19 protein-coding genes and 1 tRNA gene are annotated in these 18,725 nt (G+C 66.3%); 16 read left to right on the plus strand and 4 right to left on the minus strand.

Features of this window, described 5'->3' with window-relative positions; translation table 11 throughout:
• The first annotated feature begins 14 nt into the window (after positions 1 to 14).
• On the plus strand, positions 15 to 875 hold the full coding sequence (locus ET445_RS13860) for a hypothetical protein (RefSeq protein ID WP_129191794.1): 861 nt from the start codon (positions 15 to 17) through the stop codon (positions 873 to 875).
• Here ET445_RS13860 and ET445_RS13865 read toward each other — a convergent pair whose 3' ends face one another.
• Positions 876 to 2,231, minus strand: a complete 1,356-nt coding sequence (locus ET445_RS13865; protein WP_129191795.1) for a hypothetical protein — start codon at positions 2,229 to 2,231, stop codon at positions 876 to 878. It abuts the gene before it with no gap.
• A gap of 68 nt (positions 2,232 to 2,299) precedes the next feature.
• Here ET445_RS13865 and ET445_RS13870 point away from each other — a divergent pair, with 68 nt between their 5' ends.
• Positions 2,300 to 2,653, plus strand: a complete 354-nt coding sequence (locus ET445_RS13870; protein ID WP_129191796.1) for a hypothetical protein — start codon at positions 2,300 to 2,302, stop codon at positions 2,651 to 2,653.
• A gap of 468 nt (positions 2,654 to 3,121) precedes the next feature.
• Entirely contained in the window at positions 3,122 to 4,228 is a 1,107-nt protein-coding gene (locus ET445_RS13875) for an FISUMP domain-containing protein (RefSeq protein ID WP_165314454.1), read from the plus strand.
• A gap of 134 nt (positions 4,229 to 4,362) precedes the next feature.
• On the opposite strand, the gene ET445_RS13880 is transcribed toward ET445_RS13875, so the two are convergent.
• Positions 4,363 to 4,749, minus strand: a complete 387-nt coding sequence (locus ET445_RS13880; protein ID WP_129191798.1) for a hypothetical protein — start codon at positions 4,747 to 4,749, stop codon at positions 4,363 to 4,365.
• Positions 4,750 to 5,110: 361 nt separating this feature from the next.
• A complete protein-coding gene (locus tag ET445_RS13885; protein ID WP_129191799.1) occupies positions 5,111 to 6,352 on the minus strand; it encodes a hypothetical protein in 1,242 nt (413 codons plus the stop codon).
• 269 nt (positions 6,353 to 6,621) lie between these two features.
• Here ET445_RS13885 and ET445_RS13890 point away from each other — a divergent pair, with 269 nt between their 5' ends.
• The 12 genes from ET445_RS13890 (at position 6,622) to ET445_RS13945 (ending at position 17,868) form a co-directional block, all read left to right on the plus strand.
• A complete protein-coding gene (locus tag ET445_RS13890; protein WP_129191800.1) occupies positions 6,622 to 7,110 on the plus strand; it encodes a hypothetical protein in 489 nt (162 codons plus the stop codon).
• Between the two features lie 101 nt (positions 7,111 to 7,211).
• Complete coding sequence (locus tag ET445_RS13895) at positions 7,212 to 7,991, plus strand: hypothetical protein (RefSeq protein ID WP_129191801.1); 780 nt, start codon at positions 7,212 to 7,214, stop codon at positions 7,989 to 7,991.
• Between the two features lie 5 nt (positions 7,992 to 7,996).
• Positions 7,997 to 9,070 carry a hypothetical protein gene (locus ET445_RS13900; RefSeq protein ID WP_129191802.1) on the plus strand — a complete coding sequence of 358 codons (1,074 nt, stop codon included), beginning with the start codon at positions 7,997 to 7,999 and terminating at the stop codon, positions 9,068 to 9,070.
• Positions 9,067 to 9,792, plus strand: coding sequence for a hypothetical protein (locus ET445_RS13905; RefSeq protein ID WP_129191803.1), 726 nt, complete (start codon positions 9,067 to 9,069; stop codon positions 9,790 to 9,792). Before ET445_RS13900 ends, ET445_RS13905 begins: the two co-directional genes overlap by 4 nt.
• Positions 9,793 to 9,944: 152 nt before the next feature.
• Positions 9,945 to 10,613: an MT-A70 family methyltransferase gene (locus ET445_RS13910; RefSeq protein ID WP_129191804.1), complete on the plus strand. Its 669-nt coding sequence runs from the start codon at positions 9,945 to 9,947 to the stop codon at positions 10,611 to 10,613.
• 3 nt (positions 10,614 to 10,616) lie between these two features.
• Complete coding sequence (locus ET445_RS13915) at positions 10,617 to 10,841, plus strand: hypothetical protein (RefSeq protein WP_129191805.1); 225 nt, start codon at positions 10,617 to 10,619, stop codon at positions 10,839 to 10,841.
• Between the two features lie 160 nt (positions 10,842 to 11,001).
• On the plus strand, positions 11,002 to 11,241 hold the full coding sequence (locus ET445_RS13920) for a hypothetical protein (protein WP_129191806.1): 240 nt from the start codon (positions 11,002 to 11,004) through the stop codon (positions 11,239 to 11,241).
• Positions 11,234 to 13,384: a type IV secretory system conjugative DNA transfer family protein gene (locus ET445_RS13925; protein WP_129191807.1), complete on the plus strand. Its 2,151-nt coding sequence runs from the start codon at positions 11,234 to 11,236 to the stop codon at positions 13,382 to 13,384. The genes ET445_RS13920 and ET445_RS13925 overlap by 8 nt, the downstream gene beginning before the upstream one ends.
• Positions 13,385 to 13,493: 109 nt before the next feature.
• Positions 13,494 to 14,414 carry a replication-relaxation family protein gene (locus ET445_RS13930; protein WP_165314412.1) on the plus strand — a complete coding sequence of 307 codons (921 nt, stop codon included), beginning with the start codon at positions 13,494 to 13,496 and terminating at the stop codon, positions 14,412 to 14,414.
• Positions 14,411 to 14,731 carry a hypothetical protein gene (locus ET445_RS13935; RefSeq protein WP_129191809.1) on the plus strand — a complete coding sequence of 107 codons (321 nt, stop codon included), beginning with the start codon at positions 14,411 to 14,413 and terminating at the stop codon, positions 14,729 to 14,731. Before ET445_RS13930 ends, ET445_RS13935 begins: the two co-directional genes overlap by 4 nt.
• On the plus strand, positions 14,728 to 15,555 hold the full coding sequence (locus ET445_RS17320; protein WP_165314413.1) for a hypothetical protein: 828 nt from the start codon (positions 14,728 to 14,730) through the stop codon (positions 15,553 to 15,555). Before ET445_RS13935 ends, ET445_RS17320 begins: the two co-directional genes overlap by 4 nt.
• Positions 15,556 to 15,912: 357 nt before the next feature.
• Positions 15,913 to 17,868, plus strand: a complete 1,956-nt coding sequence (locus tag ET445_RS13945) for a recombinase family protein (RefSeq protein ID WP_129191810.1) — start codon at positions 15,913 to 15,915, stop codon at positions 17,866 to 17,868.
• Here ET445_RS13945 and ET445_RS13950 read toward each other — a convergent pair.
• Positions 17,831 to 17,907: transfer RNA gene (locus tag ET445_RS13950), tRNA-Pro, on the minus strand. The genes ET445_RS13945 and ET445_RS13950 overlap by 38 nt on opposite strands.
• A gap of 161 nt (positions 17,908 to 18,068) precedes the next feature.
• Between ET445_RS13950 and ET445_RS13955 the strand changes: the two genes are divergently transcribed.
• Entirely contained in the window at positions 18,069 to 18,707 is a 639-nt protein-coding gene (locus ET445_RS13955; protein WP_129191811.1) for a GNAT family N-acetyltransferase, read from the plus strand.
• Positions 18,708 to 18,725 lie beyond the last annotated feature (18 nt).

Consider the following 18,725-nt stretch of genomic DNA (forward strand, 5'->3'; position numbering starts at 1 on the left):
ACACGGGATGCGCCATGGCCGCTGAGCCCGGAGAGCACTGGGCGTATCGCGCACGGGGCGTCGATCCGCTGGTCGAAGTGACGGTGGTGCGATTCGGCACCCAGAAGCCACCACGCGTGCTCGTCAGCTTCGTCGACGCGTCATTCGAGGGTCGAGAGGAGTGGGTGCCACCGGCACGTCTCAAGGTCCCGTGGTCGGAGGCGAAGGAACTCGAGGCGATGGAAGCGCGCTGGGACGCGGTGGATACGAACCCGGGCTTCAATGAGACACCGACGGCGTACGCGATCGAGACGGTGTTCGAGGCGGTGATCGACTCCACGGTTGCTGAGCCGGTTTACCGATACGCGGGTGTCACGTCCATCGCGGACCCATCCGCGCTCGCACGGCGGCTCACGATCGACGAAGCGCTGCTCCGCTCGGATCCGCTCGCCTTCGAGGACGACGGAGCGCTCATCGTGCCGTGGGCCATTACTGAGCAGCTCGTGCGACGTGCCTGCGAACTGTACCCCGATGAGATTCTGCAGTCCCTGGTCAAGGAAGAAGCCGAAGCGCTGCGAGAATCGACGCACGGCTACATGGTGCACTTCGGTCGGGGCGACGCTGGGCGATTCGTCGAACCGGAAGACGCGGCCGCGCGTGATGCTGAGTGGCCCTTCGCCAAGCGAAAGCGCGACCTCGTTCGCACCTGGTGTGGCGCCGAGGCGGTCGACCGGATGGAGGAACTCGCGGCGCTTCGGAAGGAAGTGGTGCGGGTCGACGAGCTGCTGAGCGAAGCAATACGCGCCCTCCAGGACGCCGGACAGAAGGCGAAGGCGGACGACCTCACCCGGCGTTTCGGCGTGCCGCTCTCCGAGGCGAAGAGCCACCGCTGGTAGTCAGGCGGGCCGGCGCGGCGGGGTGCGCACCGACCAGCCGTGCGGCATGAACGCGTCCAACTCGTGAGTCGGTATGTCATCCGGCTCGTCGACGCTGAGCGCCGCGGCGTCGAGGATCGGATCTACCCGCAGCGCCTCTGACCGGAGCAACTCGGCCCAGGCTCGTGCCGACGATGCACCTCCTTGGTCCTGGAGCTCAAGGGAACGCTGCTCGATCGCATCGGCATAGTCGCGGAGGTCTCGCGCCAGGCGCCACTGCTGCAGCTGCGCCGTCGCGCGGTCCTGGTTCAGCTTCTGGACGTACCGCTGGCGGGCGACCGGGACGGCCGCCTCCCATTCACGTAGTTTCGCCTGATACTCGTCCTCGCGGCGCTGTCGCTGCGTTCGTGCGGCGGCCGCGAGCTCGTCAACGACGTTGAAGACCTCCGGCAGCTTGTCAGCGAGCTTCCAGCGACGGCGGTCAGCCCACCATCTGTTCGGGTAGACGCTGACAAGTTCCAGACGAAGCCGCCCGTTCCATACCTCCCGCCGGGTGGGGCTGACGCGCTGCCAGTCGTACTTGCGAGTTGCGATCTCGGCGTCATCGTACACATCGCGCTTCTCCTTCTCCTCGCTGAGCACGAGACGGTAGCTGTCGTCCCCAACGGCGACCAGGCACGTCGGGGTCTCGTCGACCGTGAGCGTCCAGCCCCGTCGCTCGCACTCCTCCGCGATGGCCTGCACCACCGCCAACGCGCGCGGACGCTGCTGCTCGCTGACAAGCACAAGCGACGGGGAAGCCGTCAGCGCACGGACCTCGGTGCGTCCTCGATCCGGCTCCGCTGGGATGGCGATGCGCGCTTCCTGCGGGACCTCGTCCGAGATCGTGACGAGTTCGACCACGAGCGGGCCGGCCTTCGTGCCGGACAGTTTCAGCCGCTGATGGGGTGGAAGGTCACCGGCAGCACGAGCCCGTTCGACTGCACGGCGAACGGCGATGCGCTCTGAAGGAGTGGGCGTCTCAATGCGAAGTACGCCGCCGCCCACGTCGAGACGCTCGAAGAGGTCCGGGATGGGCTCAGTCTGAGGCTCAGGCGGGCGGACGGGTGGAGGCGGCCGTCGCGCAGCTTTGGGCGGCTGTTCCGGTTCGTCTGAGGGTGGATAGGCGTCGTGCAGGAGGTAGTACTCACCGCCGGTGGTCAGCTGCGCTCGCCAGCTGGCACCGTGGCCACGGATAGCGGCAAGACCACGGCGCTCCAGAGCACGCGCGGTGATGCGATGATCGAAGCCCTCATCGTACACGCCCTTGGGCCGTCCATCGCCGATCCACCGGAGCACCGCGAGCTGTTTGCTGTTGAGGAGCGCATACCGAGCCACGTTGCCGAAGCGTAGCCGCCAGGCGGCTTCGCTTCCCAGTGCAACTCGACGGCCCTATGGTGACCACCATGGGCGTCGAGTTGAACTACTCCTGGTACGTCGCACGCCTGCGGGAGGAAGGAAGCTTCCACACGGCCACCGAGAACCTTCCCGTCGACGTGGCCGAGTTCCGCCGCGAGCTCCGCCGAGCGATGAAGGTCGCGGGGCTACGGCTGCAAACCTCAAATCGCAGCGGCCTATTCATCGCGTGGGATCCGGACTATGAAGTACCCGCCGAGAAGCTCCGTGCCGTGATGGAAGCGACGTCACTGAGCGCTGGACCCCTGCCGCCGTCGTGCCCGAACTGCGGCGGACTGTGCCTGGCGGAACGGAAGGCCTGGCGCTGTCCGAACTGCGGGATGGCGGTCCTCGCGACGCGATGATGTCGGTGGTCGAGGATACCGTTCCGATCATGAGAGGTGTGCACTGTCCGACGAAGCGTCCGCCGCTTCAGAGCGAAGCGGAAGCAGTCGTGATCGCGCGCCGCGCGCACAAGCCGACGAAGGTGGTGCGTTGCCCGTACTGCGGCTGGTGGCACGTCGTCGGTGTCGGGTCGCCGCTCGAGCAGCCAAGCAAACCACGGAAGCCGCAACCTCGCCGCTGACGTGATTCGTGCCGAGGGAGCCTTCAAGCCCAGCTATGTCGATTCTGATTCAGTGCCGGAGCCAGCCCAGTCAGCACTAGCTATTCGCCCCCGGTCAAGCAGTCGCGAGGACAAACGCGCCGCCGTCTCTTGTCCACAGCCTTTGTTGTTATTTCTACGGCAGGCGAAGCCTTGCCAAGAACGCGCTCGTACTTCATAGTCAGGCGCAGTTATGGCACGAAGGGCATCACGCACCACTCCGAATCACTTGGCAGAGCCGCAGCGCGGCGCAGGTTTCACGATCGTCGAACTACTCATCGTCATCGTGGTTATCGCCATCCTTGCGACAATCACGGTCGTCTCTTACAACGGTGTCGTGAATCAGGCGAATGAGACTGCAGTGAAGAGCGATCTCCAAACGTTGACGAGCATCCTTGAGCTGGACAGCATCACTTCGGGCAGTTATCCAGCCACCGCCAATGCCGCAAACGGAGGCCGAGGGCTCGCCCTGAACGGCGGGCGCACTGTCGCCTACACATCGACGGGCGATACGTATTGCGTCGCCGTGACGGGCGGGTCGATCACCTTCTCATACGACTCAACTACCCGGCGCACGGTTAGTGGCGCCTGTGACGTTGGTGGCGGAGGTGGCGGAGGTGATGGCACTATTGCCGACGGCAGCGTCATTCAAACCATCACGGCAGCAAATTGCCTGACGACCCGTACGCGGGCCGTTGACGCCCGGGACAATCACACCTACTGGGTGCAGAAGCTAGCTGATGGCAAGTGTTGGATGCTCACTAATCTTGGCTACGCCGGGGGCGGCACGAATACCTATGCAGACGTAAAGTCCTTGGCGAACGGCACAGGGGGCTCCACAACCTACACAGCCGCTCGGTACTACGTTGTTCCAGGTACGACAAACTTCACGACGGAGCCGACCGCACCATCTATCTCAACCGACGGCACAGGCCAGTACGGCTACTTCTATAATTGGTGTGCCGCCATGGGTGCCCAAACCAGCACGAGTGCTTGTGCAAATGCGACAACTCCGACGCCAAGTACAACCATCTCGATATGTCCCGCTGGCTGGCGATTACCTAGAGTCAGCAGTGGCGATTTCAGCGCTCTGAATACCGCCATTAATGGTGGCTCAGCGACGACAGATGCCGGGCTGCGTACAGGATGGCTCACGCAGCGGACAGGCTGGTGGGACAGTGGGTTTAAGTATCTGGGTAGCGACGGCAACTACTGGTCGTCGACTCAGAGCTCAGCTACCAATGCCTACCAGCTGAACTTCGGGAGTTCTTACGTCTATCCGGCTGATGATGACTATAAACTCTACGGGTTAGCTGTGCGGTGCGTTGCCGTATAGATTGCCGAACCGGCCACGTACAAGCATTCGCAGGAGCTCTATTCGCGTCTCAATAAGAGAAGAGCCCGCCGAGCGACGGAAGTCGCCCGGCGGGCTCTTCTCTTTCGCTCGAGGCGGGCTCGAGTGGGTGTCGGTCAGCTGACCGTCATGCCTCCTTTGAGGCTTCCCTGGTTGATGTGTGCGAAGTGCTGAAGGAGCACCCCGCCGCTGACACGTGCGTCACCGTCGATGCGGGCGTGGTCGGCGAGCGTCACCTGTCCGCGGACGATGGCGTCTCCTCCGATGCGGCTGCTCCCGCGAAGGGTGCATCCATCGGCGACCACTGCGTTGTCTTCGACCACGGACTCATCGAAGAGTCGGACAGAGCCGACGACGATCGCGCGCCCTCGCACCATGGCGCGGAGGCCAACATGGACCGTCGACGCAACGTGCGCGCTGAGCGCGACGAGCCCGCCACCGTTGAGGTGAGATCGATAGGGCACGCCGTGGATGTCCACCACCGGGCTTTCGTCGAAGCTCACTCGCCACGGGCCGAGTACTGTCGCAAGCTCGTCGCTCGTAACTGCGGTCTGGACTTCACTGACAGGTAGTTCTTGCGGCAAATCGCTCCCCCTAATTCCTCGGGTATCTCGTTCCCTGCAGTTGCAGGAGCGACGCCACCACTTCACGCGCATTCTCACGCGGTGGTGTCGTCACTCCTGCACCCGAGAAACGGATGTAGAGCTATCCCGAACCGCTCAAGCCGATAGGTCGGCGAGCGTTCCGTTGAAGATTCTCGTATCAGATGAGTGCTTCAACTGCCGCACATTGTCGCACATTTGTTCGAACGTGTCAATAGGTCGAAAGCGTGATGCACCGTATCCGCTGCGCTACCCCTGGTGCTTATGGTTGCTCGTCGCTCCGCATTCGGTCGGACTTGAGAGCGCTCGGCTCGGACCGAATCGCACCGATGCGATCGAGCGCCGCCCGTAGGTCGCCGACACTCCGCTCTGCAAGGCGATCATCGCCCTGGAGGTCGAGAATCCGGTCGATCTCTTCCAGCTGCACCCCGGCGACGGCCCAGGCGAGCTGTGTCTCTTCGAGCCGCATCGGAACAACTGCTGGTGGCGTCTGACCGGTCAGCTGTCTCCACTCCTGTCGTGTTTGCATCGCCATCGTCGCTGAGTTGCTGAGTTGCACCGGTGTCAACGTGACCCAGGGTCGCACGTACCGCTCCGACAGGCGCCGTGCGTGCCGTGCATGGCTTGCGGCGAACTCGCCGCCGTCCATCGGGCTGATGAGGGTCATGAGGTCGGAAAGCGACGCCTCGAAGACGGCGGGGGTGAGCCGTTCAAGCACGCCTCGGATACGCACCAGTACCACGAGGCGCCGTCCGAACTCAGCCCACGACGCTGGGGGCGGCATTTCTAGTTCCGAAGCGATGTCTTCCGCCTCGGTGAGGAGCGCCGGGACGATCCGCTGCCCGAGGCGCCGTACCCGTTCGTAGAAGGCCTGCACTGCCGGAGGCGTGGAGTCTTCGTGGTGGGTTGGTCGCTGCACCGCTGCGCCGTCGTCAGGAGCCACGGGAACGCCGGCCCGGACGAGCCGATTCGTGCGTGAGTCCCAGAACTCGGCGCCGTCGCCGTCATGGGTGAGGGCAAGCAAGAACGCAATCAGGGCGTCCTGAACCTGCGCCTTGAGCGGGTTGCGTCGCCCGTTCTCGTAGTCAGCGGCCCCGAGTGGGAACGGCTCGCTCAGACCTTGCCGACGTCCACGGTACTCGTGCGCAGCCCACGCATGCCGAAAGGATCGCCGGTCGACATCGCGCGCGTACTCGTGCTCGTCGGCCAGGCCCGCCGTCTTCGTATAGGCAGCCCACTGCTCGCGCGTCGGGCGAAGCTCCGAGATTCCCCACCAGGCGCACGCTGCCCATAGGAGGGCACGGAACTCATCCCACTGGGGCGCGTCGGAGGCGTCGCGGTCGAAGGCGGCGACGGACGCCAGAACTCTGCTCTCAAGTCGTTCACCCGGCGACAGTTCAAGCGCCGCAGCGAGGACAGGGAAGTGCTCGCGGGCGAAGATGCGGACATCGTGCCGCTTCGAGCTGGCTTCCTCACGGAGTCCGCGCTCCCAATCAGACACCACTGATGCGTCCTTTGGCGTCGGGGCTCCCATCTGTTCAGCGTATCCAGAGCGTCGCAGCTGCGACGAAGCCTCGGCACCGTTCGCGCGACGCTTTCGCCGTCCCACCGGCGACTTCCACGTTTCCCTCCCGGCTCCTCCCCACGTTCCGCACCACGTCTCCAGGTTCGCGCCCACATCCGCGGGCAACGTCCCTCGATGGCTCATACCGTCGTCGTCATTACCGGCTCGTCCGGTCTTCACCACCCATCCACCAACACCGAGGAGTCCTCGTGACCACCACCATCCCGAGCGCGCAGCTCGAGGCGATCACCCGCCTTGAGCTTGCCGCCGACGCGCTGTGGAAGGCGCTCCGCGCCGTGCAGCACCCGGACCTGAGCTTCACCGGGGGCGCCGTTATCGCGCCATCGGGCCGCAAGCACCTGGCCGAGATCCACAGCACGCTGCACGCCATCGAGCAGTCCATCCACCCCAGCGATCAGCCGATCGACGAGCCGCCGACTGATGAGGTCGAGCCGCCGCCGAGCCTGGACGAGTTCATCCTGAGCGACTCGGAACACCGCATCGTGCAGTCCGTGGCGCTCAACCTCGCAACTGACCTCGCGTCGGTGTTCCGCGGTGCCCGTGCGCATCTGACGCTCCACCCGAGCTTCGCCACGGACCCGGAGATCACCAACCTCGTCCTTGGCGCCGCCCTCGCTGAGTCCAGCCGCTTGGGCCGCCGCATCGCCACGCTCCTCGACGCCAAGTCCGCCGCATAGCGAAGCCCCATAAGGCGGGGTGGCTCAGCGCCAACTGAGCCACCCCCGTCATCCAGTTGCTCCACCCCATCCCAGTGAAAGAACAAGGAAAGGAAACGTCGATGACGTTCTCAGTATCGCGCCGCGCACTCAAGCTCGGCATCACCGCCACAGCTTTGGTGGCTACCTCCGCCGCCTTGGCGGGCTGTTCGACCCACGCCTCCGGCGACCTCGGTCGCCTGCAGGCGGTGCTCGCCACTTGTCCGACGGACCAGCAGCTCAACGTCTATGACGCCGTCGATGGCACGGGAACGACCCGGGACGACCAGATCGCCCGCGAGTACCTCAAGTACCTCGAAGCGGACGTCGAGAAGGCCGCCGTCTGCGGTGGACATGTGTCGATCGTGGCGTTCGGCACCAACTCCGTGACCGCCCCGATCTACGAGGCGGACCTGTCCGTGCCGGGCTCGACCGACATCGCCCGGCTCCGCCGCGTCCCCGACGTCGTCGCGGAGACGATGAAGGAAGTCGCCGGCAACTACCAGTCCGCGATCGAGTTGCTGCCCCAGGGCGGGACCGACGTCACGGGACTGCTGCGCCTGCTCGGGGAGGCCCGCGACCTGCGTCCGGACCTCCAGCTGCAAGCGACCATCCTCACGGACGGCCTCACTAACCAGGGCGTGGTCATCAACCACGAACTGAGTGACGCGGAGGCCACCAGCCTGGCGGACTCGGTCAGCGTGCCGGATCTCTCGGGCGCGACGGTGTCAGTGGTCGGGATCGGTCGCGTGGCCGGCGACCCGCTGTCGAGCGGCTTCATCGAGGGGCTCAAGGCCTTCTACACCCGCCTCTGCGGCAACGCGAACGCCGACAAGTGCCTCGTCGTGACGGACGGGCGGTGAGGACCGTGGCTCACGCTCTCGACCCGGCGACGGCCGCGCTCGAAGCCGAAGCCCTCGCTGAGCAGATCGCGCTGCAACCCGTCGACGAGGCCCACGCCATGGCCCGTCCGAGCGGGATCGGCGAGACCTACCTGGAGCTCGAGCGCCAGGCGTTCGAAGACGAGCAGCCGCCGCTGTTTGACGCCTCCGGGCTGGAAGCGGCCCGCGAGACAGCCAAGGAGGCGGCGGGACTCACTCCCGCCGCCTCCGCGGCACAGCGCCTCCTCGACGGCCATGCACCGCTTCTGCACGCCGCCGAAGCACGCAGCCTCCAGGTCCGTGACGCACTCTCCGCGTTCCGTCGCCGCGCACCCGGCGCCTACAAGTGGCACCTGCTCACCAAGGCGGGATTGCTCGTCGGGGACGTCACGACGCTGGCGGGGTCGTTCATCTGGCTCGGCGAGGAACCCGTCCTCGCGACGGTCATGGCGGTCAGCGCCGCCGTCGCCACGGTCACGGCCGGATTGTCGGGGGCGGAGGTGCGCGACGCACGCAACCGCGCACGCCGAACCCGTCCCTCGGAAGCACTCACCGAAGGACAGCGCGGGTACGCGCACCTCTTCGAGGCACCCGACCCCGGCTGGCCCTTCGTCCGAGCACTCGCCTGGGTGTCCGTCGGCGTGGCCGGCGTCATCGCGGCGGCGATCTTCGCACTCCGGTCGAGCATCGAAGACCCGCTCGTCGGGCTGGTCTTCGGCGGCATCGCCGCAGCCATCGCGGCAGCCAGCTGGATCGAGTCCTACATGTACGCCGACGACATCGCCGACCTGCTCGACGCCACCGACAAGGACTACCGGGTCGAACTCGCCCGTGCGCAGCAGCTCGCCAACGCTCCCAGCTGGCAGCGCCGCGAGCAGGCGCTCGTCGAGGCAGACTCCATCACCCGCGAGAACCAAGCCCGCGGGGAAGCAGCACGCCTGCACCTGCGGGCACTGCGCTTCGGGATCCTGCGCCGCAACCCGCAGATCGTCGGGCACGGGTACGCCAGCGAGCCGACCGCCATCGGACAGACAACGCGCCGAGGCGGTGGTGCCAAGTGACTCCGCACCTCCAGCCATCGGGAGTTCTGCCCGGCGGCATCCTCCCGCTCCGACCGGAGCGAACGATCCGCGAGCCGTACGTCGAGCTGGGCTGGCCCGGGTTCGAGTCCAAGACTCCGAGTCTCGATCTGCTGCTCTTTGACGACTCCGGCTCGGTCACGGCACCACACGGCACCGACCCTGTCGGGAACCGCTTCGCCGAAGCGTGGAACGCCATCCGCCTTGTCGCGGAGTGGACACACACGTCACGGGCCAAGGTCGCGGTACTGCACTTCGACCACCCCGTCGGAGCCAGCGAAGTCACGGCGCTGAACCACCGGCGTCTCGAGGATTTGCTGCGCCCGTCGCTCGCCATCCCGCGCGGCGGGCTCGGGACCAGCGACCTGCTCCCGAGCCTGGAGGCCGCCGAGATCGTCGCCTCTGAGCACCCAGAGCACGACGTCCGCCTGACGGTCTTCTCGGACTTCCAGCTCACCGACCCGGACCCACGGGTGGCGTTGACGGCGCTGGAAGCCTTCCCCGGCGCAGTGCATGCCGTGGTGCTCAGCGGCGGTGCACCCCGCGATCTCGACGGCGCCGCCAACGTCACGGTCACACCGCTTCGCGCCAGCGATCCGCCCGGCAGCTTCGCCGCCGCCATCCACCGGTCGCTGACCACTACGCGGCGAGGCCACCGGTACTCGGTGCTGCACCGCGGAACCAGTACGGGGAGGCGGCCGTGAGCAACCAGCCGTCCTGCCTGCACCAGTCGCAGTCCCTGCGCTGGAAGTCCGCACCTCCGTCGCGCCGCGATCGGCGCATTGACAACGCAACCCGACTCGTTCTTACTCATCCGTCCGCCCGCCGTAACCACGGGCGAGAAGGGAGGTTCACCATGACCACCACTACGAAGACCGCAGCCGCTCCCCCGGCACACGGTCAGAAGACGGCCGCCCGGCCGCAGCGCTACGGCGTCATCGCGGCGGACCCGCCGTGGAACGTCCAGCAGGTTGGGAAGCTCGGCGCGAGCGAGCACTACGACCTCATGACCCTCGATCAGATCAAGGGCATGGGCGACGCGGTGCAGGCCCTGGCCGAAGACAACGCCCACCTCTACCTGTGGGTCACGAACGCGACGCTCCGCGTCGGCTACGACGTCATGGAGGCGTGGGGCTTCACGCCTCGCTCCCCGCTGACGTGGGTCAAGCCGCGCTTCACGCTCGGCAACTACCTGCGCAACGCCACCGAGCACGTCCTGTTCGGCACCCGCGGCAAGGCACCCGTGCAGTTCAAGAGCCAGCCGACGTGGGTGTTCGCCCCGCTTCAGGAGCACTCGGTGAAACCCGACGAGATGTACTCGATCATCGACCGTGTCTCCGGGCGCGACACCAAGAAGCTCGAGCTCTTCGCCCGACGCCGCCCGCCGGCCCCGAACTGGTCGGTGTGGGGCAACGAGATCGAGAGCGACGTCACGCTCGCCCCGTGGGGCTACCCCGTCCCGAGCGACTTCGGCCGTCAGGACGACGTCGTTCCCGAATCCGGCGACGGAGAAGGCGAGGGGTGAGCCGTGTTCGGCAGCGACAACAACAAGCACGACGACGAGAAGCCTGAGACGATCATGCAGAAGTTCTTCCGCGCGTGTCTGCTGGGGCTTGCCGGAGTCTTCGTACTCTGGCTGGCGATCCAGCTGCTGGCCCAGTTCTGGGGGTGGCTGCTGCTGGCAGCCGCCCTCGGCGGGCTCGTCTGGGCGACCATCTGGTTCGTCCACTGGCGTCGCGACCGGCGGTGGTGAGCATGAGCACATTCACCTCTGGCAAAGCGTTGTGGAATGCACAACGGGGATTGACAGAACGGACCCGCTCGTTCATAGTCCGTCGTCCGCTCTGCGCTCCGGAGGCCTCCGAAGCAGTCGGGCAAGCCCTTATCAATCCGAACCCGAAAGGAGGTGAATCATGACCCATCACACCCCCAAGCGTCGCCCGTACACTCGCCGATTCCGGCAGGTCTACGTCGCGACCGCCCGCCGCGAACGCACCCCTGAGACGTTTGCGCGCATCATTACCAACGCCGCCCTCGGCACGGCACAACGCGAAGCCGACGCCCGCGCCGACCACGCAGCCCGGCTGAGCCCCCAGCGGGCTCCCGACAGTCCGGCGCGGCTGCCGACTGGCGAGGAGGCAGGCCATGCCTGAGCCCTTCGTCTTCACCCGGCTCTATCTGCCCCGCCCGATCATGGCCGAGACGGTCACGAACCTGATTCGCCGCCTGACCGGCTCCGACGCACCCCGACCACTCTCACTCGAGGTACGGGCGGTGGACGACGGCATCCACTACATCCTGGGGTGCACACCGACCAGCGTGCATAAGCTGCGGCACCTGCTGCGGAGCCTCTCCCCTGACGTGGTGTTCGCCACCACCACCCGCGCGCCACTGGCGGCCGCACGGCGCGTCGAGGCACGTCAGAACGGCATGCCCATCGGCGCGCCGGATCCGGAGCCGCTCACCGCCGCCATCTATGGCGCGCTGAGTGTCCGGAGGGCAGGCGAGAAGCTCGTGCTACAGGTCGTTCTCGGCCGCGCGTCGGCGCCGCAATTCGTCCGTCCCGATGCACCTGACCCGCTCCAGCCGATCGGGTCACGGCTCTGGCACGGCGTCAAGAAGGCTGCGCCCGAGACGCGCCGCAAGCTCCAGGACCACGCCGCCGAACCTCGGCTCCACGTCGCGCTTCGCATCGGCGTCGACGGCCCCGACCCAAAGCGCCGCGAGGCCCTGACGCACGGCCTGTTCGGCAGCTTGCAGGGGCTGGAGGCGATAGGGGTGCAGTTGCGGCTGGTTCCCGAGTCGCCCCGTGAGCTGCATCTCGGATCCTCCAAGCACGCGCGTCTTCAGCTGACGGCGTCTGAACTCGCGCCGCTCTTGGGCTGGCCGCTCGGAGAATCCAACCTCCCGGGCGTCGACCCCCTCCATCCGAAACGTCTGCCGGTGCCGAAGGACGTTTCCGCGAAGGAGAGTGTCTTCGCCCTCGGGACCGCGGCCGGACCCGAGCGACCGATCGGCATCACTGCCGAGGCGCGTCTCAGCCACGTGTCCGTGCTGGGCCCAACCGGCGCAGGCAAGACCGAGGCTGTGCTGGTGCCATGGCTGCTGTCGGACGTTCGAACGGGCCACCCCGCCTGCTTCATCGATCCGAAAGGGCAGGGCGTCGAATACGTCCTCGACCTGCTCACGACGGAGGAAGGCGAACGCGTCGTCCTCTATGACCCGTCGGATCCCGAGGGCACGGCCGGCTTCAACCCGCTCGACGCTCGCGGCCGTGACGCCTACGCCGTCGCCGACAGCGTCCTCGCCGTCTTCAAGTCCGTCTTCGCCCAAGGCTGGGGCCCGCGCACGGAGGACATCCTCTACGCGTCCGTGCTCACCCTGGCGATCGACGGACAGCGCCGAGCAGCCCCGCACACGCTCCTCGATATCCCGAAGCTGCTCACCGATCAGGCGTTCCGACGCACCGTCACGCCTGCCGTCGCGGGTGAAGCGGAGATCGCCCGATTCTGGGCGCGCTACGAGGCACTCAAGCCTGCCCAACAGGAGAACGAGATCGCGGCTCCGATGAACAAGCTGCGCAGGTATCTCATGCGCCGCGGCGCGGCGGCCATCCTGGGCCAGGCAGACCCGCCATTCCATCTCCGTGACATTTGGAAGGGCGATCGCATCGTCCTTGTCAGCGTCAACGAAGCCTTGGCCGGGACCGAGACCGCACAGCTCATCGGCGGGCTCATCTGTGCCGAAGTGTTCATGGCCGCCGGGGAGCGTGCCACCGAGACGAACCCGAAGAAGCGCCCCGGCTTCGTCTACGTCGATGAGGTCAGGAAGTTCCTGCGCCTCCCTGTGCCGTTGGAGTCGGCGCTCGAGATATCCCGCTCCTACGGCGTCGGCTGGGCACTCTTTGGGCAGGGCTTCTACCAAATGGGCAGCGAGCTCGCCGATGCCATCGAGATCAACACGAAGAGCAAGGTCGTCTATGCAACCAGTGCGAAAGAGGCCAAACGCATCGCCAGCTCGAGCCCGGCACTCGCCGCCGCAGATATCCAGGAGCTTCCACAGTACGAGGTCTACGCCGACCTTCTGACAACCAAGGGGTCAAGCGGCTGGATGTCCGCCCGAACCTTGGTGCCACCTGCACGAACGGGGCACGGCCGAGACCTCCGCGCTGCGCTTAGGAAGCGCCAGTCCTCGGCGGCAACTACGCCGCCGCTGACCCCAGCTGTCCAGCCTGAGCCGGTGTCTGTTGCGCCCTCGTTCGACTCCTCCTCACCAGTGAAGCGGAGGCGCTCGTGAGGACAGTTCACGCCCTCTGCGAGAGGGAGGGAAACGCGCGAGTCGGTGCGCCAGTCGAAGCAGCGTCGTGGCGCTCCTATCGGCCTGTTACCGGCCTCATCCCAGCCTCTTGGGATGGAACTCCCGCTCATTCGAGCGGTGCACGGCCGCTCCCACAGACCCCGCCAGGAGGTGTCTCGTGACCGACACTTGGACACCTACCAGAGTGCGAGAGCTGGAGAGCTTACTCACCGAACGCGACGGCCACATCCTCGAAGACCTCGAACGATTCCGCGCGCTGTCGACCCGCCTCATCCAGCGCCTGCACTTTCCAGCCGGACTCCACGGACTCCATGCCACCGTCCCGACGGCAACCCGCCTCGCGAACCGGGTGCTGCTGCGGCTCGAAGCTCATGGCCTCATCGCCCGCATCGACCGACGCGTCGGCGGCGCCTTACGTGGCTCCGCAGCCACCACGTGGCACCTGGCGGCCACCGGTGAACGGCTCCTCCGAGCACGTCGAGGGGAATCAGGGAGGCGACGCTACGTCACTCCCTCCCGCGACTTCCTCGCCCACACGCTCGCCGTTGCGGAGTTCGCAGGCGCGACAAAGGAATCGGAGTTGCGTGGCGAGATCGACGTGCTCGAACTCGACACCGAACCGTCTTGCTGGCGACCCTTCCACGGGCCAGTGGGCGTCGTGACGCTCAAGCCAGACCTGTTCACCGTTGTCGCGAACGCTGACGTCGAAGCTCACGTCTTCGTAGAGATCGACCGCGGCACCGAGCACCTGCCCGCCGTGATCAAGAAGTGCCGCACCTACCAGCAGTACCGACAGACCGGCCTCGCACAAGCGAGCAGCGGCGTCTTCCCGGCCGTGCTCTGGGTAACCCCAGACGCCGAGCGGGCACGCAAGCTCCGTACCGCCATCCGAAGAGAACCCGACCTTCCGGCGGACCTCTTCACCATCTGCGAGGAAGCCGAAGCGCTCACTGCGCTCACGGTCTTCCTCGCCCCATCACCAACTTCAAGAAAGGAGGTTTCATCATGACCACCTCACGACAACAGATTCCATTCAACTTTGACTCCACACTCCCGGCCTCGCTCGACCAGGCCGACACCGCGCTCCAGATCCTCGACGACTGGAGCTACGGCGACACCGACGTCGCCGATGAGGGCATCGCCCGGCTCCTCGCTGCCACCCTGCACGACGGACCCGGCACCGCTCTCGAACACTTCGCCTCAACAGGCGAACTCGACGCCGAAGCCGCCCTTCGCGAACTCGGACAGGCCACGGTCCCACTCGAACGAGAGGGCTGGGTCGACGCCCTCGGACGCTACATCATCAACGGAGGACACCGATCATGAGCGAGCTCCAACCCACCCCGCACACTCCTGAGGTCCGTCCCGCCCCTGAACGGGAGAGCCCGGACTGGCGTCGCCTTATCGTCGCCCGCGATCGATTCCTTGACCGCATCGCCGACGGCCTCGCGCGCGCCAACGCAGAGCACGACGAGATCGACGAACCCACCGCTCGCTGCATCGCCCACGTGCTCGGCCGAGCCTACGGGCGAGAAAGCGCCCTCGCAGGCTTCGGACGCACCGGCGAAGGCCACTACCTGAGCCTGCGCGACGAGTACCTCGACCTCTACGGCGACGAGCAGGCCGATCCGATCACCAAGGAGATGATCGACTGGCTCGGCACCTACCTCGTTCAGCGTGAGAACACCGGCACCGGCCGGCGCTTCATGAACGAGCACCAGCCGCCCGAGCTCGATCAATTGCTGGTGCGCACCAGCGTGCGAATCGGCGAGGGACGCTTCATCGTGAACGTCCCCGCGAGCTGGCACAGCGGCCACGAGGACGAGCTCGTCGAACTGCTCACCACGCTGCAACTCGACCAGGACGAAGCGCTCCAGGCGTTCCTATCGCTGCCCGATGTCAGCGCTGGGACCGACGACATCATGGAGAGCTTCCACGAGGCGTTCACCGGAACGTACCGAAACGAGGAGGCAGTGCTCCGCGCCCTCAGCCCGCTCGAGGACTGGGAGAACAGCCTCGCGGACTGGTGCATCGACAACGGCGTCGAACCCGAAGCCCTCGACTGGAACTACGAACCGCTGATGGTGCGACTCCGCGACATCTACGACGTCGTCGAAGGAAAGGAGGTGCTCCATGTCTTCGTCAAGTAGCCCCCCACACCAGGCGCGGCACGTTCCGCCGAAACGCGGACGCGGACGCCCTCGACTCCGTCGAGATGTCCGCGTTGAGCCCACCCGCCGGCCGACACCCGATCGCCGCAAGCTCACCCGCGCACTGCTGGCACTGGTGGAAGCCACCGAGCTTTCGGTGATTGCCGCCACTCTGCAGCAGCGCGCCGTGCCGGAAGGATCCCACGTGCGCCCACACGAGGCCGACGGCGGCGGCGCTTCCGAGGCAGCCGGGCCACGCGGCGAGCGCGCCCCTCACGGCCCACACGCGGGCACTGAAGGGCACGAGGGGTAACCGTCGGCACGTAAACCACGCATCAAAGAGAGAAGGAAGCCGTCATGACTAGCGACGACAACCGCAGTGATTTCTACAACAGCGCCGCACCCCCGGGGGAAACCCGTGAAGAGGGCCGGAGCGCCGCAAAAGGGCTGGACTTTGAGGCCAAACAGAGCGTTAATCCGGAGGACCTAACCGAAGGAGAACCGCCTATGAGCCTCAGCTACCCGCCCGCGCCGACGACGGGGTCGCGATTGACGTCGACCGTCGGCCTCGAGCACCTCTTCGCCAAGACGAACGATGTGCCCGTCGACCCTATACACACCGGAGGCGATGCCGTGCTCTACCTCCGTGTCTCTACGACGCGCCAGCTGAACACTGCCGCCGACCTCGACGAGGACGGCAATAGCATCGCCACCCAGCGCGAGTGGGGTCTGAAGAAGACTCGCCAGCTCAAAGCGCGCATCGTGCGCGAGTTCGTCGAGCCCGGCCAATCCGCCCAGACGATCGACAAGCGCCCCGAGTTCAAGAAGCTGCTCCAGTTCATCGACGAGAACCCGAACGTGCGCTACGTCGTGATCTACATGCGCTCGCGCGCGTTCCGTTCCTTTGCCGACGCCACCATCACGAAGCGACGGCTTGAGGAGAAGGGGGTCCGGCTCGTCTCGGCGAAGGAAGAGTTCGGCGACGGCTACATGGGTGACGCCATGGAAGCCATCACCGACATCATGAACGAGGTGCAGGTGCGCATGTCCGGGGAGGACATCCGCGCCAAGCTCGCCCACAAGGTTGAGCGCGGAGGCAGCGTCGGCCGGGCCAAGCTCGGCTACCTCAATGTCCGCAAGGACTTCGACGGCCGGCTTGTGAACACGATCGACGTCGACCCCGTACGCGCTCCGCTCATCGCCTGGGCCTTCGAGCAGTACGCGACGAATCAGTACTCGGTCTGGCAGCTCGCCTCGATGCTCGAGGATCAGGGACTCGTGACTCGCCCTTCACAGAAGCGCCCTGCCAAGCCGCTGTCGCCGAGCGCACTCGCGAAGCTCCTTCGCGATCCGTACTACACGGGGATCATCCGCTTCAAGGGCGACATCTACCCGGGTCGGCACGAGCCAATCATCAGCAAGGAAACGTTCATCGCCTGCCAGGAGATCCTGAGCCGACGAAACAGGAAAGGCGATCGCGACCTCATCCACTTCCACTACATGAAGGGGATGCTGACCTGCGGCGAGTGCGCCCGTCAAGGCAGGCAGCGCCGCCTCGTCTACTCTCAGAGCACCGGCCACGGTGGAACCTACGAGTACTGGGTCTGCTCCGGCAAACAGCGCGAAGGCTGCCGCCTCGGCTCGATCCGGATGGACGACCTCGAGGCTGCCGTAGCTCGCGCGGTCGCCGCCGAACGTTTCAGCCCCGAGTCTCTCGACGCGATCCGTGCCGAGGTCGACAAGACCGTTGCGGAGTTCCAGGCATCAGACCGCGAGGTGAAGAAGACCCTGCGCGCCGAGTTCGTGAAGCTTGAGGCGCAGGAAGACCGCCTCATAGAACTCGCCGCAGACGGATCGCTCGCCACGAGCAAGCTGCGCGAACGACTCGAACAAGTGTCGCTGAAGAAGGGAGCCATCCAGGAAAAGCTCGCGCACACTGAAGAGCGTCTGCACTACGGTGCCGAGCTCGTGCTCAGCCACGTCGACCTGCTCGCCAATCCGATCGATCTGTTCAACCGCGTACCTGACCACGTCCGAAAGGACCTGCTGGGCGCGCTGTTCACGCACCTCGTCGTGCAGGTGGATGACGACAAGATCACCATCTCGAGCGAACGCGCCGAAGTGAACGACGCCCTCCACCACTGGGACGCGCAGCGCCACCTCGCTGCCGAAGAGCACACCCCGGCAAAGAAGAAAGCCCCCCGCATTTCTGCGAGGGGCTCTCTTTCGACCTCTGAGACCGTCCATTTGTCCAAAGGTTGGAACATTCTCAATATGGTCGGGCTGACAGGATTTGAACCTGCGACCCCTTGACCCCCAGTCAAGTGCGCTACCAAGCTGCGCCACAGCCCGATGCTCCCGATCGCTCGGAGGCAACTTGACCATCATAGCGGCTTCTAGAGGCGCCTTCGTACACACCCACCCTTCGCACGCGAAGTTCCGGATGCATCCATGGGGACTCGAAAGAAGCTCATCGTCGAGCGGATGTCACCCGCCCTCGTTACCCTCGAGAGATGACGTCCGCGGGCATCGAAACCGGCTCCCCCGTCCTCCGCGTGGTCTCCGCGGCCGACGTGCCGTTCGCCGACGTCGCGGCCGTCTTCGGCACGCGCGGCGACGCGGCCGGCTGCTGGTGCCAGTGGTACAAGATCCCTGGCTCCGACTGGCGATCGGTCGGCGTCGACTCGCTCCGTGATCGGCTCGCCTCCCAGCTCGCCGAGGGCGGGCGCGCCGCGCAGAGCGGCCGCGAGCAGGGCCCCGGTCTCCTCGCCTACCTCGGCGACACGCCCGTCGGCTGGTGCGCGGTCGAACCTCGCCCGGGCCTCCCCCGCCTCCGCGGCAGCCGCATCGTCACGACGGGCACGAGACATCCCGACCTCGATGATGCCGCGATCTGGGCGGTGACGTGCTTCGTGGTCCCCAGGGCGCACCGCCGCAAGGGAGTCGGCTCGGCACTCGCGCGTGCGGCGGTCGAGTACGCGCGCGAGGGCGGCGCGCGGGCGCTCGAGGCGTACGCGGTCGACGCGACGACCGGCACGAAGCGCGCCGCCGACCTCTTCCACGGCGCGATCTCGATGTTCGAGGCGGCCGGGTTCACCGAGGTCGCACGCACGTCGCCGACTCGCGCCGTCATGCAGATCGAGTTCGGCTGATGCGTGCGGCGCCGACCC

It is taken from the genome of Agromyces protaetiae (assembly GCF_004135405.1).
GTDB classification, from domain to species: domain Bacteria; phylum Actinomycetota; class Actinomycetes; order Actinomycetales; family Microbacteriaceae; genus Agromyces; species Agromyces protaetiae.

Bases quoted from the DNA above. Each gene is read 5' to 3' on its own strand.
- ET445_RS13910 (WP_129191804.1), top strand. From the start codon at position 9,945: ATGACCACCACTACGAAGACCGCAGCCGCTCCCCCGGCACACGGTCAG.
- ET445_RS13920 (WP_129191806.1), top strand. From the start codon at position 11,002: ATGACCCATCACACCCCCAAGCGTCGCCCGTACACTCGCCGATTCCGG.
- ET445_RS13925 (WP_129191807.1), top strand. From the start codon at position 11,234: ATGCCTGAGCCCTTCGTCTTCACCCGGCTCTATCTGCCCCGCCCGATC.
- ET445_RS13870 (WP_129191796.1), top strand. From the start codon at position 2,300: ATGGGCGTCGAGTTGAACTACTCCTGGTACGTCGCACGCCTGCGGGAG.
- ET445_RS13895 (WP_129191801.1), top strand. From the start codon at position 7,212: ATGACGTTCTCAGTATCGCGCCGCGCACTCAAGCTCGGCATCACCGCC.
- ET445_RS17320 (WP_165314413.1), top strand. From the start codon at position 14,728: ATGAGCGAGCTCCAACCCACCCCGCACACTCCTGAGGTCCGTCCCGCC.
- ET445_RS13945 (WP_129191810.1), top strand. From the start codon at position 15,913: ATGACTAGCGACGACAACCGCAGTGATTTCTACAACAGCGCCGCACCC.
- ET445_RS13860 (WP_129191794.1), top strand. From the start codon at position 15: ATGGCCGCTGAGCCCGGAGAGCACTGGGCGTATCGCGCACGGGGCGTC.
- ET445_RS13955 (WP_129191811.1), top strand. From the start codon at position 18,069: ATGACGTCCGCGGGCATCGAAACCGGCTCCCCCGTCCTCCGCGTGGTC.
- ET445_RS13935 (WP_129191809.1), top strand. From the start codon at position 14,411: ATGACCACCTCACGACAACAGATTCCATTCAACTTTGACTCCACACTC.